This is a genomic window from Salinimonas marina, assembly GCF_015644725.1.
Taxonomy (GTDB): domain Bacteria; phylum Pseudomonadota; class Gammaproteobacteria; order Enterobacterales; family Alteromonadaceae; genus Alteromonas.
Genome location: NZ_CP064795.1, coordinates 1,889,107 through 1,905,129, shown reverse-complemented (window position 1 = coordinate 1,905,129; position 16,023 = coordinate 1,889,107). Strand labels below are relative to the sequence as shown.

General features: G+C 50.1%; 16 protein-coding genes and 2 pseudogenes. 9 read left to right on the top strand and 9 right to left on the bottom strand.

The features are described 5' to 3' along the window. Positions 1 to 99: 99 nt before the first annotated feature. The 4 genes and pseudogenes from IT774_RS08400 (at position 100) to IT774_RS08385 (ending at position 2,674) form a co-directional block, all read left to right on the top strand. Positions 100 to 945: a DUF6279 family lipoprotein gene (locus tag IT774_RS08400; RefSeq protein WP_195809401.1), complete on the top strand. Its 846-nt coding sequence runs from the start codon at positions 100 to 102 to the stop codon at positions 943 to 945. Between the two features lie 5 nt (positions 946 to 950). Then, positions 951 to 1,352, top strand: coding sequence for a DoxX-like family protein (locus IT774_RS08395; RefSeq protein WP_195809400.1), 402 nt, complete (start codon positions 951 to 953; stop codon positions 1,350 to 1,352). A 193-nt stretch (positions 1,353 to 1,545) separates the two neighbouring features. After that, a pseudogene (locus tag IT774_RS08390) lies at positions 1,546 to 1,919 on the top strand (VOC family protein). Positions 1,920 to 2,041: 122 nt separating this feature from the next. Next, positions 2,042 to 2,674 (top strand): META domain-containing protein, encoded by a 633-nt coding sequence (locus IT774_RS08385; RefSeq protein ID WP_195809399.1) that lies wholly within the window; start codon positions 2,042 to 2,044, stop codon positions 2,672 to 2,674. 8 nt (positions 2,675 to 2,682) lie between these two features. Here the strand turns inward: IT774_RS08385 and IT774_RS08380 are convergent, their stop codons facing one another. Continuing rightward, positions 2,683 to 4,338 (bottom strand): response regulator, encoded by a 1,656-nt coding sequence (locus IT774_RS08380; protein ID WP_195809398.1) that lies wholly within the window; start codon positions 4,336 to 4,338, stop codon positions 2,683 to 2,685. A 144-nt stretch (positions 4,339 to 4,482) separates the two neighbouring features. Here IT774_RS08380 and IT774_RS08375 point away from each other — a divergent pair, with 144 nt between their 5' ends. The 3 genes from IT774_RS08375 to IT774_RS08365 all read left to right on the top strand — a co-directional run bounded on the left by IT774_RS08375 (position 4,483) and on the right by IT774_RS08365 (position 6,362). Continuing rightward, positions 4,483 to 4,980, top strand: coding sequence for a VC2046/SO_2500 family protein (locus tag IT774_RS08375; RefSeq protein ID WP_195809397.1), 498 nt, complete (start codon positions 4,483 to 4,485; stop codon positions 4,978 to 4,980). A gap of 85 nt (positions 4,981 to 5,065) precedes the next feature. Further along, the gene (gene trhO, locus IT774_RS08370; RefSeq protein WP_195809396.1) at positions 5,066 to 6,061 is read left to right on the top strand and encodes an oxygen-dependent tRNA uridine(34) hydroxylase TrhO; all 996 of its coding nucleotides are present in this window, start codon (positions 5,066 to 5,068) and stop codon (positions 6,059 to 6,061) included. Positions 6,062 to 6,119: 58 nt separating this feature from the next. Next, positions 6,120 to 6,362: an EF-hand domain-containing protein gene (locus IT774_RS08365; RefSeq protein ID WP_195809395.1), complete on the top strand. Its 243-nt coding sequence runs from the start codon at positions 6,120 to 6,122 to the stop codon at positions 6,360 to 6,362. Positions 6,363 to 7,114: 752 nt separating this feature from the next. Here the strand turns inward: IT774_RS08365 and IT774_RS08360 are convergent. The 4 genes from IT774_RS08360 to IT774_RS08345 form a co-directional block, all read right to left on the bottom strand. Beyond that, positions 7,115 to 8,059, bottom strand: coding sequence for a transposase (locus IT774_RS08360; RefSeq protein WP_195809394.1), 945 nt, complete (start codon positions 8,057 to 8,059; stop codon positions 7,115 to 7,117). 301 nt (positions 8,060 to 8,360) lie between these two features. Further along, positions 8,361 to 8,684 carry a hypothetical protein gene (locus IT774_RS08355; RefSeq protein WP_195809393.1) on the bottom strand — a complete coding sequence of 108 codons (324 nt, stop codon included), beginning with the start codon at positions 8,682 to 8,684 and terminating at the stop codon, positions 8,361 to 8,363. 242 nt (positions 8,685 to 8,926) lie between these two features. Next, positions 8,927 to 10,162, bottom strand: coding sequence for a kynureninase (kynU, locus tag IT774_RS08350; protein ID WP_195812244.1), 1,236 nt, complete (start codon positions 10,160 to 10,162; stop codon positions 8,927 to 8,929). A 6-nt stretch (positions 10,163 to 10,168) separates the two neighbouring features. Beyond that, positions 10,169 to 11,029, bottom strand: coding sequence for an alpha/beta hydrolase (locus tag IT774_RS08345; protein ID WP_195809392.1), 861 nt, complete (start codon positions 11,027 to 11,029; stop codon positions 10,169 to 10,171). 174 nt (positions 11,030 to 11,203) lie between these two features. Between IT774_RS08345 and IT774_RS08340 the strand changes: the two genes are divergently transcribed. Continuing rightward, the gene (locus tag IT774_RS08340) at positions 11,204 to 11,359 is read left to right on the top strand and encodes a hypothetical protein (protein WP_195809391.1); all 156 of its coding nucleotides are present in this window, start codon (positions 11,204 to 11,206) and stop codon (positions 11,357 to 11,359) included. Here the strand turns inward: IT774_RS08340 and IT774_RS08335 are convergent. The 3 genes and pseudogenes from IT774_RS08335 to IT774_RS08325 all read right to left on the bottom strand — a co-directional run bounded on the left by IT774_RS08335 (position 11,356) and on the right by IT774_RS08325 (position 14,161). Then, complete coding sequence (locus tag IT774_RS08335; protein WP_195809390.1) at positions 11,356 to 12,693, bottom strand: DEAD/DEAH box helicase; 1,338 nt, start codon at positions 12,691 to 12,693, stop codon at positions 11,356 to 11,358. The two genes, IT774_RS08340 and IT774_RS08335, sit on opposite strands and share 4 nt — an antisense overlap. A gap of 94 nt (positions 12,694 to 12,787) precedes the next feature. Further along, a pseudogene (locus IT774_RS08330) lies at positions 12,788 to 13,452 on the bottom strand (CoA transferase subunit B). 1 nt (position 13,453) lies between these two features. After that, the gene (locus IT774_RS08325; protein WP_195809389.1) at positions 13,454 to 14,161 is read right to left on the bottom strand and encodes a CoA transferase subunit A; all 708 of its coding nucleotides are present in this window, start codon (positions 14,159 to 14,161) and stop codon (positions 13,454 to 13,456) included. Between the two features lie 103 nt (positions 14,162 to 14,264). On the opposite strand from IT774_RS08325, the gene IT774_RS08320 reads away from it, so the two are divergent. Next, on the top strand, positions 14,265 to 15,155 hold the full coding sequence (locus IT774_RS08320) for a LysR family transcriptional regulator (protein ID WP_195809388.1): 891 nt from the start codon (positions 14,265 to 14,267) through the stop codon (positions 15,153 to 15,155). 46 nt (positions 15,156 to 15,201) lie between these two features. Here IT774_RS08320 and IT774_RS08315 read toward each other — a convergent pair whose 3' ends face one another. Then, positions 15,202 to 15,960 (bottom strand): hypothetical protein, encoded by a 759-nt coding sequence (locus tag IT774_RS08315; RefSeq protein WP_195809387.1) that lies wholly within the window; start codon positions 15,958 to 15,960, stop codon positions 15,202 to 15,204. Between the last annotated feature and the right edge of the window lie 63 nt (positions 15,961 to 16,023).

Below are 16,023 nucleotides of genomic sequence, written 5' to 3'. Positions count from 1 at the left end.
TTCGGCCCCAGAGTGCCTACGGTAGTTAGCGCACGATAACAAACAATCAAAATTACTACGCGACAACGGCTCAATTGTTTTACCTTAGCAGGAAACATGATGAAAAAATGGATTATTGTTTTTACCCTGATGCTGGTTTCAGGATGCTCATCAAAACTGGCATACGATAATATTGACTGGCTTGTTTACTGGTACATGGATGACTATGTGGAGCTGACCGATGAGCAGGAGGACATGTTTGATGCACACCTGCACCGCTGGATAGACTGGCATCGGCAGGAACAGCTGGATTTGTATCTTAAACAGCTGCAAACCCTCAACCGCCAGGTCAGTAATAAGCAATTGAATAAAGAAACGATTGCAGGGCATCTGCAGCAAACCAGGGAGCATGTTGCCACCTTGCGTCAAAAGCTTGCACCTGATCTGGCGCAATTAGCGGCCCGCCTGAATGATGAACAAGTCATCTATCTGTTTGCAGCCATTGAAAAAGAAAACCGCGAAAGAGAAGAAGACCTGGCCGAGACCATGGAGGAGTCGGACGAAGAACGATTCGAACGCCTGACTGAAGAAATGGAAGACAATTTTGAAGAACGGCTGGGCGATCTGACCGACGAACAGGAACAAGTACTACAGACCTATGCACCGGCATTTCATCGCTCCGATAAAAACTGGCTTAAATACCGCCGGGATATGCAAAGTGATGCACGCCGGTTATTCGCCAACCGAACAAATCCGGACGACTTTGTTCAGCAGCTAACTGATCTGATCAATAACCCAGACCGCTATCGATCGGATGAATATTTACAGCAGCGAGAAGAAAACCGGGAAGCTTATCTGGACATGGTGACGCAGATTGTGCAGTTAATGACACCACGTCAGCGGGAGCACGTGGTAGATGAAATTAACGATTTGATTGAAGATATTCAGGATATGCAGCAAGGCTGAACCTGATGTCGGATACCTTCACCCGGCATCAGCATGCCCAAGGGCGATGGCTGGCGCTTGTTATTGGCGGCGTATGGTTGTACCAGGGACTGGTACCCAAAATACTGATGCTGGATGCCACCGAGCAGGCGCTGGTAGGCGCGCTTGGGGTGACCGGCTCCTGGCAGCCCGCTTTGGTCTATTTGGCAGGCATCGCAGAGATGGTATGGGGCCTGATCTTTGTATTTGGGTATCAGCAGCGCACCATAGTTTTGCTCAATGGGCTGGCACTGGTGCTGTTGATAGCGCTGGTCGCCGTAGCTGCGCCGGTGTATCTGACCACCGCCTTTAATGCACTTACCTTCAATGTGGCTATGCTGGCACTTAATGCACAAGTCTGGATGTTGCTACATCATAAACTTTACTGAATCTGTTGTACCGCTTTGTAAAGCAGTCTGCTAAGCTACAAATCACTGTATTGTCGAATAAACTTCTGATTTTGTCAGATTTTGGCCCTGGGTAGTGGCCGCAGCCGGGATAACCCCTGTGCCGCTACCACTGTGGTTTTAAACCTTTGTCTGCCTAGCAGGTCTAAATCTCACTTACAGGCGTGGAGGCACCATGCACAAACATGAGCAGCTTGATTACGTAGAATGGCCAGCAGCCCGGTTGGCCGCCACTAAGGCTTTTTTCGAAACGGTGTTTCAGTGGCACTTTACTGATTACGGGCCTGACTACACCGCCTTTTCGACCCCGGTGTTAAGCGGTGGGTTTTATCGGGCCGAACAGGCCAGCCAAACCGCCAAAGGTGGCGCCTTGTTGGTGTTTTACAGTCAGCAGATTGAACAGACCCAGGTAAAGATAGAAAAAACGGTGGCACCATCAGCCGCCCGGTTTTTGATTTTCCCGGCGGCTGTCGGTTTCACTTTCTGGAACCCAGCGGCAACGAATTTGCGGTGTGGTCGGAACAATTATGCGTCTCCAGTGTGGTTTAACAAGGAACCCGATTTATTCTTATTTCAATGCTTAACAGCGCATGCGGCCGCGGTGCAACGATAATGTCTGCAACCATAATGTCAGACACCAAAAAGGGTGGTCTTTGCGCGCTGGGGTGTATATGGTTATTGGGCCTGACCGGCTGTACGTCATCGTCACCGCCCCCCGCCCGGTGAATACCGTCGTTGGGGTATGGCAGGTTAATACTATCGGTGAAAAGGCGGTTATTCCAACGTCCCCCGTGACCCTGATGCTCAATCCCACCGGGCGGGTTCGTGGCTTCTCCGGCTGCAGCCAGTACAGTGGCAGGGGCAGTATGAATGATGAAATGGCCACCTTTGCCACGCCAGCCAGTACCGCGCAAAATTGTATTGAGGGTCTGGCCAGCCAGGAGCGCAGGTTATTCAGCGCCCTGCAAAGCGCCCATCATTATCGCTATACCACCGGCACTGCGCTTACGGTATATAACGATAATGATGAAACTGTACTGACGTTAAAACAGACCGACCAGGTCCTGCCTGAGGCCAAAACCAATGAGACTCAGTATATTTGTGAAGGCGCAGGCGTGGTAACGGTGCGTAATGTAAGTGAACAGGTGATTGAACTGACCATTGCTCAGGAACAGCCCTTATTGTCTAAAACTCGCAGCCCGAATGGTTCGCGTTATGCGGGCAAAGAAATCATATTTCACCATCATCAGGGCGAAGCGCTGTTAGAATACGAGGGCCAGCGTTTTGGCTGTCAGCAACGTTAACCCGGCTATTATCGCTTTGATGCGCAAGCCTCAAGCAGGCGGTTGATATCGGTTTGTAATGCCATAAATTTTTGTTCAAATTGAGACTGTATTGGCATCTCTTCGATTAATCGTGTCAACCGCCGGCATTCAACAGCCAGGTCCCGCTCAGGCTTACTTTGCTTGTCTGCCAGTTTTAATATGCACTGCAGTAAATTCAGCGCGACGCCGGTATTAACCGGCGCGTAATGCTGCGCCTGGGTAAAGGCAGTGCGGGCCTCCGCAAACTTGCCTTGTTGATACAAGCCAATTCCTTCGCGATTGAATTGGGTATAGGCCTGCTGCGCACCCGCGGCCTTAGCGGCAGCCTGTGCCACCGCAAAGGCACTATTATCATCCAGGGCATCGTGCTGGGCCGCCAGCAACTGGGTAATCGGTTGAGCCTGTTCGTACTCCCCCAGATCCAGCATTACTTTTAACGAGTCGGGCGCATAATACCAAGGATAAGCCTCGTATTGCTGTGCAATTGCTGTTTGAGAAAGAAACAACGCACGCTTGGCATCCATTTTATTGTTGTCCAGGGTGGCCATCCGGGCCAGCATAACCTGCTCAAAGATACCGTAATCAAAGTCGCCGGCTATGCGGGCAATATCTTCGTTGTGACGCCCCCGTTGCAACTGCAAAAGCGCATCCTGCTGGTAGCGGTTTTTTTGCTGCTTATCCTCGGTATATTCGGCGACATCCAGCATACTGCGAATGTAACCGCACCAGTGTGAAATATGCTGATGCACGGTACGTTTGGATAAGTTCCAGATGGCCAGACAGGCTTCATGGGCCAGCGGGTAGTTGTGGTTTTGGCGGGCTAGCTGACAGGCACTGTGATGGTGGGCGATAGAATACGGGGAGAGCTTTATCGCCTGATTGATAGCGTCAATGGCTGCCTGGCCCTCATCGATAGCTTGTCGGGCATGGGCGATAATACTATAAGCTTCAGCGCTGAAGCGATTGGCGCTTAACACCTGCTCAGCCAATTCAATAGCCAGGTCGGCCTTACCCAGCTTAAGATACGTTCTTGCCAGGGCGGTGGTTACCCACTGCGCCTGCGGGCCATCTTCGTAAGGAGCCAATAGGGCCAGCGCCTTTTGATCGGCGCCGCTTTGCCAATAAAGCTCAACCAATAGCTGCTCAGCACTGTGGCGGTAATGGTGGTCGCTATCGATGATCTGTTTACCGGCTTCAATGGCCTGGGGGACATCTTTATCAAAAATTGCACTATAGACAGGCAATAATGCCTGCCGCTTTCGCCAGGCGCGGGCTATGCGGGTTTTTAGCTGCATCTGAGAAAAGGGTTTAATCAGATAATCATCTGGGCGCCGCTCAATTGAGCCCAGCACTACCGGCCGTGCGCTATCTGCGCTAATGAGTATACAAATGCTGCTGGGCAATATCAGCTGTGACAACCGCAACTCTTCTACCAGCTCGAATCCATTCTTGCGCTCTGCCTCTAAATGAAGATCGGCTATTACAATATCAAAGGTCTGTTTTCGACAAAGGGTGAGGGCCTGCTCTGCGGACGATTTTGTTACCACCTCATTGCAGCCCATTGAAGTCAGCAACCCTTTCAGCATCAGCAAAAAAGGTCTCTGATCTTCAACAATTAACACACGTTTATCGGCATATTGCATAGCTGGTAAGGTATCACGCGGACATAAAAATATGCCGTAGTATAACGAGGCTTTGCGGGCATTACCGTTTTATACAGGTATACATTAAAGAACACGGAGTATGGACCGATATAAGCATAGTAGTTTTATAACAGGTGTTTTTTGGTGTCTCAGGTAGATCTCACACAACCCCCAGTCAAACCGGCTAATCACGAATGGCAGGGCAGCTTAGGTCGTGCTACCGCTTCCAACGCCTTGTTTTCGCTGTATCTGGCGATGCAAATGCAGCCTGGTAATGAGCCAGCCGGGCGCTTTACCCAAGACGCCGAAGCAACCGTAACCGACACCGAGCTATTAACGCGCCTTAATCACTATCGTCGTGCTCCGCTTGCCTTTGAATCTCAGCATCTGCCGGCGGCAAAGATTAATAGTCAGCTGGTGGCCAGTCAGGATACAGCCGGTTTGTCCTTGTGGCAGGCTATGCATCCTGAACCTCTGGCCTCAAAAAATAATCCGGCGTACCTTGAGCCTGAAATTGTGGCAAATTGCAGTCTGGCCACCCAAGTTTATCTTAAACAAAGCAGACCCGCTGCTACACAGCACTGCGACGCCTCGCTGATGAGTGATATTATAGAAGGTTCAGGCAGTTTGCTGCAGGCCTGATTTGAGTTAAAAGCGTCTTTTTGCTATATTGCGCGCGCATTTTTGCACTGGTTTTACGTTCCAACTAGCAAAGGTAACTCTCTCTATGTCCAAATATATCGTTTGTGCGATGTACAAATTTGTTGCGCTTGAAGATTTTGAGCAGCTGCGCGCCCCCCTTTTGGCTGAAATGGAAAAACAAGGTATCAAAGGCACCTTGTTATTGGCTCACGAAGGCCTTAACGGCACGGTGTCAGGCACCCGTGAAGGAATTGATAATCTGATTGCATGGCTAAACCAGGATGAGCGGATTAATCCGTTATCCTGCAAAGAGTCCCTGCATGAAGAACAACCTTTTTATCGCACCAAAGTGAAGCTCAAAAAAGAGATTGTGACAATGGGGGTAGAGGGGATAGATCCACGTCGTACCGTGGGCACCTACGTCAAACCTAAAGACTGGAACGACCTTATCAGCGATCCCGAGGTATTTGTGGTAGATACCCGTAATGATTACGAAATTGATATTGGTACCTTCGAGCACGCGGTGGATCCCAACACCAAAACATTTCGTGAGTTTCCGGCGTTCGTCAAAGAAAATCTTGACCCTCAGAAACACAAAAAAGTCGCCATGTTCTGCACCGGCGGTATTCGCTGCGAAAAGTCTACTGCCTATTTAAAAGAGCAGGGCTTTGATGATGTCTTTCATTTAGAAGGCGGTATTTTGCAGTATCTGGAAGATGTCCCTAAAGAAGAGTCGCTATGGAAAGGCGATTGTTTTGTGTTTGATAACCGGGTGGCAGTAAATCATGATTTGCAGAAAAGCCAGTATGACGCCTGTTATGCCTGCCGGTTGCCAATCACCGCACAAGATAAAGAGAGTGAAAAATACGAAGCCGGAGTAAGCTGCCCGCATTGCTATGGTACCCACTCACCGGAGCAAATTGAACGTTTCCGGGAAAGGGAAAAACAGGTGCAGCTGGCCCGGGCCCGGGACGAAGAACATGTAGGTACTGAGGCTCGCGATGCCATGGAAAAACGCCGTCGTGAAAAAGCCGAAGCACAACGACAAAGAGCTTTGGCCGCAGATAAAAATCAGGCGTAGACAGCACGTATTCAGGGCGTTACACTTTAGTCATTAAGTTAGTTAATAGGGATTATCAGTGAACGCCCAACTTTCAGAAGAAAAGGTTGCCGAAATAAAAAGCGACTTTAGTTTTTTCGACCGTGATGGTAATGGTCAAATCGATTTGCTCGAGTTTATCGAGCTTCTTACCGTGCTTTCGCCAAAAACCAAGGCGAGCCATGTGGAAGAAGGCTTCAAACTGATTGACAGTAACAACGACGGTTATATCGACTTTGAAGAGTTTCTTGAATGGTGGCAGGAAGGCTGGTGGGAATACTAGTTTTCATTCAGGATATCTGAATAGTCCGCATCCGGCTCAGGCCCCCGGCCACTTGGTGCGCTATAACAAAATTCAAACGCCCGCTAACCTGGTTAGCGGGCGTTTTTTGTGGCTCTTGCCGGGCAGTTACAAACGTTCAGGCAGTGCTGGTTATGCAACAATATCTTCATTCTGCCCCTTGGCATCAGGTGAAGGGATAGGTTGTTCAGCCAGGGTTTGGCTTTTGTAAAGCCGGCTGTTTCAGACTTGTTGCCTGATATTGAGCTACCTCAAACATGCCAACAGGCTCCAGACTTCAAATATTGTGGCCCCAGACTGCTGAGTCAAACTGTTGTGCCAGACCAATAGACCCGGCCGTTAGGGCTGGTGGCAACAACCACCACAACTGCCATCTACCTCGTATAACACTAACGCCTCAAAGGGTGCTCTTCTTTATGCTCCGCAATTTCACCGGGCCTGCGAGCCCGCCTGGTTCCAAAACCGCGAGCTTGTGTATATACGCTTGATACCGTGCGGCTACAAACAATAGTGGCCCGGCTAATCGTTGAAAGCCATCAATGGACACTCACTCATTAGAGCCATCAATGGACACTCACCCTTGTGCCGTCAAAGCCGTCAATGGACACTCACTCATTTAATCAGTCATTAACCTGCCTCCGGCTGCGTACCGAGCAAAACTGGAAAACTCTAATTTAGAACTGTGTCATTAATGGGGAAGTGGACATAAGCACTATAAGAAACTATCGTAACGTTTAAATAGCTTTAAGATTCAGGTGACTAAATTTCTTGTGGACTAAATCCAGGCTTACGCGTGTGCCAAACTGTTGTTCAACCCCTTCTACCATCCAGTGCCACTGCGCCTGTGAAAGCCCGGTATTTTTAAGAATCGATGCTGAGTTTATACCCCGGCTGGATTTTTGGGGAAGAAACTGCCCACAGGTAAGATTAACCAGCGCGAGATAATCTTGTAAAAGGAAGGGTAAGGGAGAAGATGCAGAAGGATTGTCGGCCTCCGCAAATGGACATAAACCCCGAGGTTGCTGATTCTGCTTCACTGCCTGGAGTCGTTTTTTGATACTGGTATGACAGGAACCTTGAGGTGTGGTTGCTAAGCCTGCGCGTACCGGGTTCAAATCCACGTATGCCATACACGCGGCCAGCGCGGCTTCATCCAGTAATGCCTGAGATTTGAATCGCCCCTCCCAAAAGCGGCCGGTGCAATTATCTTCTTTATTTGCCTGCCGGGCGATGAATTCGTTGAGCAGTCGCATAAACCAGCTGATGTCATGCAGGCGTGAACGATAAATCTCCGCGGTACTTTTCACCGCATCTGTTTCGGCTGTGGACATGCCTTTTCTTTCGGTGAGGTTTAGATAGCGGTTGGTCAGCACCGTGCCCTTATGAAGACGATGCCAGCGTTCTAGAACTTGTTCGGTCGACCACTGGCAGGCCGCTTGGCGGTCCACATGTAATACAACATGGGTGTGATTGCTCATGACCGCGTAAGCACAGATATCAATGGCGAATATAGTCCCTAAGAACAGCAGCCGGTCTTCCACCCATTGTCTTCGGTGCTCGTATGACTGTCCGGTATACTTGTCTTTGCCACACAGGAACGCGCGGCGCACGCAGCGGGAGACGCAATGATAATAAGGTGTTTGCGATAGCGATATCAGGGATTTTCGGGGAAGTGGCATAACTGGCAGCTCGGCTAAAGAACAAAGCAGTATAATGCCCGGCTGAGAGTAGTAAAAAAACTGTATCTAAAGCCGGTTAGTGCGTGTCTAGAAGGTCACAGAGGGTCATTCAGAGGCTTACCCCAGAGCGACATTTATCGCACAGATGGATGTCGTGGGAACAAGCCCGCGGAATTTTGTATGTTCCAAAAGAGATGGATGTCCAAATGTTGATGAACTAGTTACTTCATCTAACCAACTCCTGAGTGAGGTGGGTGTCCAAATATCAGACAGCATCATTTGGATCATCAAGCAATCATGACTATCGATTCTTTTTGATTACTTTCATGTGGGATATCCATGCGGTGATATAGCCCATCAGTGCTCCTATATGCGGGAAAATATCGGAAGAGACACCATCACTTTCATTACTCAAGCTCTTAGCCACAAAACTTCCGCCTATAATCAGCACCAGAAAAACAGTCAATGCGGTGTGAATATATCGATTTTCAAATGAAGCCTTAAACTTTGATTTAAAGGAGTTGTTAAAAGCCAGCATCCGCACAGCCTCTTCCAAGCTGGCAAAAAGGCTGATAAGCCAGTAGGTCACAAATGAAAAGACAAGCGATACGATCAATGATGACATAATGACCTCTACATAGCTTTTAGCATTGCTTCTAACCCATCACCTTGCCGGTCCACTCCCACCTCTTCGGACTAAAGAGTAATCAATCACACAAAACACTGGGTGAAACTTTTTCTGACCGAAGTCATCTATGCTGATAAATTGCTAATCGCAACAGGACTGAGCCGTAGGAGCCACCCATCGGGATGACGAACTCAGTTATTGAGGAGCCGCCACCCACTTCATTTGACAGGCGTAAGCGGTTATGTCACCGCTGCCTTAACCTGATACTGTTGCTGTAAATACAGCTTTTCAGACATAACCTTTACCAGAATTTCAATGGCGGTGTGCATGTCCTGGTAGCGAAGATACAAGGGGGTAAAACCAAAACGAATGATATCCGGGGCGCGAAAATCCGGTACCACACCATGATCGATCAATGCCTGACAGATAGCATAGGCGTTTTGATGCGTGAACGAGAGCTGGCTCCCACGCACGCTGGTATCAACGGGGGATATAAGCTGTAACTCATCCAATGCTGCCTGCTGTTCCTTTAAGGTTAAAAAACTGTCGGTTAACGCCACCGACTTTTCGCGAAGCTGGTACATATCAATATCGGTGAACACCTCTAAGGCGGCGTCCAGGACAGCCATCGCAATAACTGATGGGGTACCGGTTAAGAACTGTTTAATACCGGGGGCAGGTTGATACGCTTCGTCAAACGCAAACGGGCTGGTGTGTCCCATCCAGCCGCTTAATGGCTGTCTTATGGCATCATGATGTCGGGAGGCGGCATACAAAAATGCGGGGGCTCCGGGGCCGCCGTTCAGATATTTGTAACCACAGCCTACCGCAAAATCGGCGTTACACTTGTCCAGTTCCACCGGTAAAGCACCGGCGCTGTGGGCCAGATCCCACAGTACCAGAATGCCTTTATCCTGGGCCAATCTGGTCAGACGCTGCATATCGTGAATACGGCCGGTCTTGAAATTCACGTGCGTGAGCATCAGCACCGCCACCTCTTCGGTCAAGGCACTTTCAATATCGGCAGTGGCCACACTGTTCAACGTACAGCGCTGTTCGCCGAGTAAAGCTTCAATGCCCTGAACCATGTACAGATCAGTAGGAAAGTTGCCCTGTTCCGAGACCACGATGTTACGTCCGGTCTGCATCGCTAAGGCAGCGGTAAGCAGTTTAAACAGGTTCACCGAAATAGAGTCGCACACAATGACCTGGTCTTTGGCAGCACCGATAAGCGGAGCAATTTTCTCAGCGGTCTCAAGGGGCAATTCAATCCACTGGTGCTTGTTCCAGGAGCTAATTAAATCATTGCCCCATTGCTGGCTTACCACTTCCTGCACCCGTTTGGCACTGGCTTTGGGAAGGGCGCCTAACGAGTTGCCGTCCAGATAAATCGTGTCCTGGGGTAATTCGAATTGCATTCGTTTGGAAGCTAATGGATCCTGTTCATCACGCTGTGTTAAATCGCTAAGTTGCATCATTAATTATTTTTCCAGTAAATCGACAAAATAAGAAAACGCCAGCGTGCCGGGATGAACCCAGTCAAAGTGACCGGCGCCGGAAATAGACACAAACTGCGTAGCAGGAAGCGGATTTTCCGGCAAGGGTACAATCTGGTCCTGCCCACCTGTCAGAATAGCCACTGTGCCATCGTAGGAAAAGTTCATCGGGTTGGCTTGTGCATACTGGCGTACACGTTGATTGGGAGTGCCGCCCATAAATTGGGCCGTGGCCGCCTGACAGCTGTTCTCGCCCCGGGCATAGCGTTCAATATCGATGATGGGGGCCAGGCCGATAACCTTATCTACCGGCGTATTAAGCTGCTTACTGGCCAGCAGGGCCAGATGGCCACCCGCAGAATGTCCCACCAGACTAATGCTGCTGCTATCTATTTGATATTGCTGTTGGGTCTGAATAAACTCTATGGCCTGGACAATATCCTGCAGACTACCGGGCCAGCCACCTCCGGTATCGCCGGTGCGCCGGTATTCAATCGACCACACTGCAAAGCCCTGCTGTTGTAAAGCACTTGCCGCCGGGTAGCTGTGGGTCAAATCAAATTGATTGAGCCAGCAGCCGCCATGCACAAATACCACCAGTGGCGCAGGGTGTTCGCCGGCTTCAGGAAGCCATAGCTCACCGAACTGCAACGGATCGCTACCATAGCGTAGACGTGCATCCGCCGGAACATGGGGCTGTTCCAGCACCTGCCCATAGCTTACATTTTGTACCGGAGTAGGGGGCTGAATGTTGTCAGATGGGGGCGAGACCGGGCTCTTTGAGGTGCTTTGGCTTTGACACCCTGTGAGTAACATTAGTGCGATTAAGCCTGTACAGATGCGCATGGTTTTCCCTTATGATCGCGTTGAACCCTATATCAGCAATAAAAACAGCCGCCTGCAACACCCTTTCGCTGAATTGTGAAAACTTTTAGACCTATACCGGCGGTAAGGGGGGGAGCCGGGCCGGCCGGCTAAGCCGAAAGCCGTCCCACGCCATGCACACCCAGGGCGCAAAATGTGGGGGAGGTTACACACTACCGGGCAGCGCTGGCTTTAAAGACCAGCGGCCCAGAGCGGGCGGCGCTGGCAATGATCCTGACCACTCCGGCCTTAACCACTCCGGCCTTAATCTTTCCGGCGTTAGCTACTCTGGCCAGGCGCCGGCTTGATTAGCCGTCGTCGGTATCAGTGTTCGGGGTGCGTTTTTTACGCATAATAGGCTGATGGCCCACGTCGGTACCGGTGGTGGTATCTACCCGCTTTTTCGCCGGTCTGGCTGCTTTACTGGCATTGTCTTTAGAAGATGTGTTGCTGCGCTTTTGCTCACCTGGCTTTGCAGCCGGCTTTTTGGGTTTGATTCCATAAAACCGGGCCGGCAGTTCCGGGTGCGGCCCGCATTCCAGCGGGTAGTCGAGGTGAGCCTTGACCGCTTCGTAGCTTTGCCAGTCGCGAGGACCCACCATGGATACGGCCTGCCCTTTTTGCCCGGCGCGCCCGGTACGACCAATCCGGTGAATATATTCATCAGATTGCTTAGGCATATCATAATTAATCACCAGGCCGACTTTCAGTAAATCCAGGCCTCGTGAAGCCACATCAGTGGTCACCAGGATACTATGTTGTCCGCGGCTGAATTCACTCATGATCTGAGCGCGCTGGTGTTGCGGCAGATCGCCACGCAGGGCAATGGCTTGAAGATGCTGTTCGTTCAACAGCGTGCTAATACGATTGGTGTCTTCACGGGTGGCAGTGAAGACAATGGCCTGATTGTAGTCATGCTCACTGATGCATTGTTTTAACAGCGCATCTTTGTGATCAATATTATCTGCAAAATAGACCTTCTCGCTGATGTCCTGGTGGGCGGCGGTCGACTGACCTACGGTAATTCGCACCGGGGCTTTGAGCAAACTTTTGCTTAGATGCGTCAGCTCAATATTATCCAGCGTTGCCGAGAACAACATGGTCTGACGTTTGCGGTGATCAGCAAACTGATTGATCATATTGAGCTGGGCGATAAAGCCTAAATCGAGCATGCGATCAGCTTCATCAAAAATCAGCAATTCCAGGCCGTTCAAAAAGAAGGTTTTGTCTAACAGATGATCGGCAATTCGACCGGCCGTACCCACCACAATTGCCGGGTTTTTACGCAGCACTTTTACCTGATTATTGTAGTTTTCGCCCCCTACGACCAGGGCGCAGGGAAGGTTAAGACCGGTGGTCAGATTTTTTGCTTCGGTAAATACCTGTTTAGCAAGCTCGCGGGTTGGCGCTAGAATAACCACGCGGGGATCTTTACGACTTAAGGCTTTTTCATTGAGTAGACGGTTAAGGGCGGGGATCAAAAATGCCAGTGTCTTGCCTGAGCCAGTTTGTGACGACGCAATAATATCTTTACCGCCAATGGCCGGTAACATGGCTTTTTGCTGGATTTCAGTCAGGGTCTCAAACCCTTTTGTTTCCAGCTTTTTGATAATTTTATGATGAACAGGAAGATCGCTGACTTGCAATGGTAAACCCCTTAGTTGGCAATAAGGGCATTATCTACCAAGCGCGCGATGATTGAAAGCGGCCAGGCCGGCCGGCCGCTAAAAACCTCAGTATTTATATCTGCGATACCTGCATTTCAGGCACATTGTCTGGCACCACTAATTTGCCGGCTGTTTTTTGTTGAATTTCTTCTACCGAAACGCCTGGCGCTCGCTCCTGCAAATGAAACGCACCGTCTTTTACTTCCAGCACCGCCAGATCGGTGATGATGCTGGTGATGCAGTTGACCCCTGTGAGCGGCAGCTTGCAGGCCGGCAGTAATTTTGAATTGCCGTGTTTGTCGGCGTGAGTCATCGTGACGATAATATTTTTGGCCCCGGCCACAAGATCCATCGCGCCACCCATACCTTTTACCAGTTTTCCGGGTATCATCCAGCTGGCGATATTGCCGTTTACATCGACCTCAAAGGCACCAAGCACGGTAAAATCCACATGACCGCCGCGAATCATGGCAAAACTTTCAGCCGAATTAAAAATGGATGCGCCATCGATCGCGGTCACCGTTTCTTTGCCGGCATTAATCATATCCGCATCAACTTCGGCTTCGGTAGGGTAGCGACCCATCCCCAATAGCCCGTTTTCAGACTGCAGCATCACCTCTACCCTTCAGGTACATAATTGGCCGCCAGGGTAGGGATGCCGATCCCCAGATTGACATAGCTGCCGTCTTTAAATTCCTGCGCCACTCGCATGGCGATTTGGTCTCGGGAAAGTGCCATATTAACGCTCCTCCTTTGCCAGAACCTTGCGTTCGATGCGTTTTTCGAAGGTTCCTTTTATAATGCGATCGACATAGATGCCGGGGGTATGGATATGGGCCGGGTCCAGTTCACCAGGCTCAACAATCTCTTCTACTTCTACCACCGTAATTTTACCGGCGGTGGCCGCCATAGGGTTAAAGTTTTGGGCGGTATGACGATAGATACAATTACCAAAACGGTCGGCCTTGTAGGCTTTCACAATAGCAAAATCGCCGGTAATAGAGGGCTCCAGGATATAAGGGCGACCGTCAAAGTGCTTCACATCTTTGCCTTCGCCTACCGGGGTACCGTAACCGGTGGCAGTATAAAAGCCCGGGATGCCCGCGCCGCCGGCGCGCATTTTTTCTGCCAGCGTGCCCTGGGGGGTTAACTCAACCTCAAGCTCGTTGGCCAGCAGTTGCTTTTCAAACAGCGCATTTTCGCCTACATACGAAGAGATCATCTTGCGAATCTGTTTATCTTCAAGCAGTATGCCCAGTCCAAAGCCGTCGACCCCACAGTTGTTGGACACAACGGTCAGATCAGTGGTGCCCATGGTTTTGATTTGGTTAATTAATCCTTCGGGGATCCCACATAATCCAAAGCCACCGGCGATAACGGTCATGCCATCTGTTAATCCTTGCATCGCCTCAGCATAGCTGGTGACGACTTTATCGAAACCTGACATTCGACGCTCCTGTTTTATTCAAAGACAAACTCGAGTATCAGTGAGAGAAAATTTTTTGTAAAATTAATTTTATATCAATATTAATAAAATAAATTTATCAATAATGGCAATATCTTATCGAAACATGCTGGCGTTCATACGGGTAGCCGAGTCCACTACCTTTGCCGAAGCTGCCGAAAAACTGCATATCACCCAACCGGCATTGTCCAGCGCCATCAAAAAAATGGAAGAGCAACTGGGCGGTAAAGTGTTTTCCCGTAGTACCCGGCGAGTACAACTCACCCCTGAAGGCAGGACCTTGCTGCCCCGAGCTCGCCGGCTTCTTGATGAGTGGGATGATACCTTTGATGAGATACAGAATCTGTTTGCGGTGAAACAGGGGCGGCTTACCATCGCTGCCATGCCGTCATTCGCAGAGTCGTATTTGCCGCGGATTCTGGCACAGTATCACCACCGCTATGCCAATATCCGGCTGAGCATTCTAGATGTAGTAATGGAAGAAACCTTGCAGGCGGTGGCCTCGGGCCGGTCTGAATTGGGGTTTACCTTTCGGCCCGAAAATTGTGACGGGTTTTGCTTTGAGCCGTTATTTGATGATGCTTTTATGGCGGTTTTATACCCAGATCATCCACTGGCCAACCAGGCTGCGGTTAGCTTTGCGCAGTTGCTGAAAAGCCCGTTTATTGCGATGAACCGGGGTTCAGCGGTACGTCAGTGGACCGAGCAGTGTGCCGCGCGTCATGGTCAGTTGAAAATTGTCGCTGAAACCGGCCAGTTGGGGTCGGTGGGTCAGCTGATTGCAAAACGGTTAGGGGTTTCAGTGATGCCACAATTGTGTAAGCCGCAGATGTTGCGAAATGAGCTGGTGTGTGTGCCATTGACCAATGCCGATATGGTACGCCAGGTAGGGATGATTAAAGCGGCGCGCAGTACTATGTCAGTAGCAGGCCAGGCATTATGGGAACAATGCCTGGCAGACGATTGGCATGGTTAGCCATCCAGCCCGGGCAGAGCGGCTGGCGCGGCTTTAGCGCGTGCAGCTACCATTTTTTCTTGGGCGCAAACAGCTCATCCAGCTCATCGCGCTCAGCTTCCTGGCGTTTTGCCCGATCCTGCGCATTAACGCTTTTCAAATTGGCCTGAATCTCACTTAACCACTGTTTTAACGTAGCTAACCTTGATTCGATATATTCATCAGTTTGCGGCTGATTTTCCAGCGCCGCTACTGCTTTTTCAAAATACTGGCGACTAGAGCCCATCATATTGGACTGCATGGCATTGCGGCCGCGTTTGATCAGTGTCTCGACATTGATTTTAAGTTGCAGGCGTTCCAGCGCTTTATCTTCTTCGGCGTACACCCGCGACTCTACTTTTCCCCGGGAATGTTCAGAGCGCAACAAAATCCGAAACTTTTTGACCGCCTGAATGTACTGGATGATCATTTTGTCGTTATCAGGCAACATAAAATCCGCAGGTGGCAGGGCCTCGGGGTCAGCATTTTGCACCCGGTTCTCGGCATCCACGGCGCGTTGACGGATATCGGGCCCGCCCATGCCTGACTCGTAAATCGCTTTCAAAGCATTGGCGACCCGGATTTGTAATATCTGCAACAAGCGTCCCGACACCGGCATGCTGGTTGCCGCCATCAGCACATTTTCTGTTTCATCGACAATGGTCTTTTGCTTAGCAAGTTCGGCGCGGCGCTCGGCATCCACTTTGGCTTTGTGTTGCTGATACGCATTGATAAAGATTGCTGCGATAATCAGCACAACAATCAGTATTATTATTATGGTAAACATGGATAGTTCCGTTTGCATTGGTTACCGCTTTGCCTAATCCAACAGGCTAAACAACTGATAATA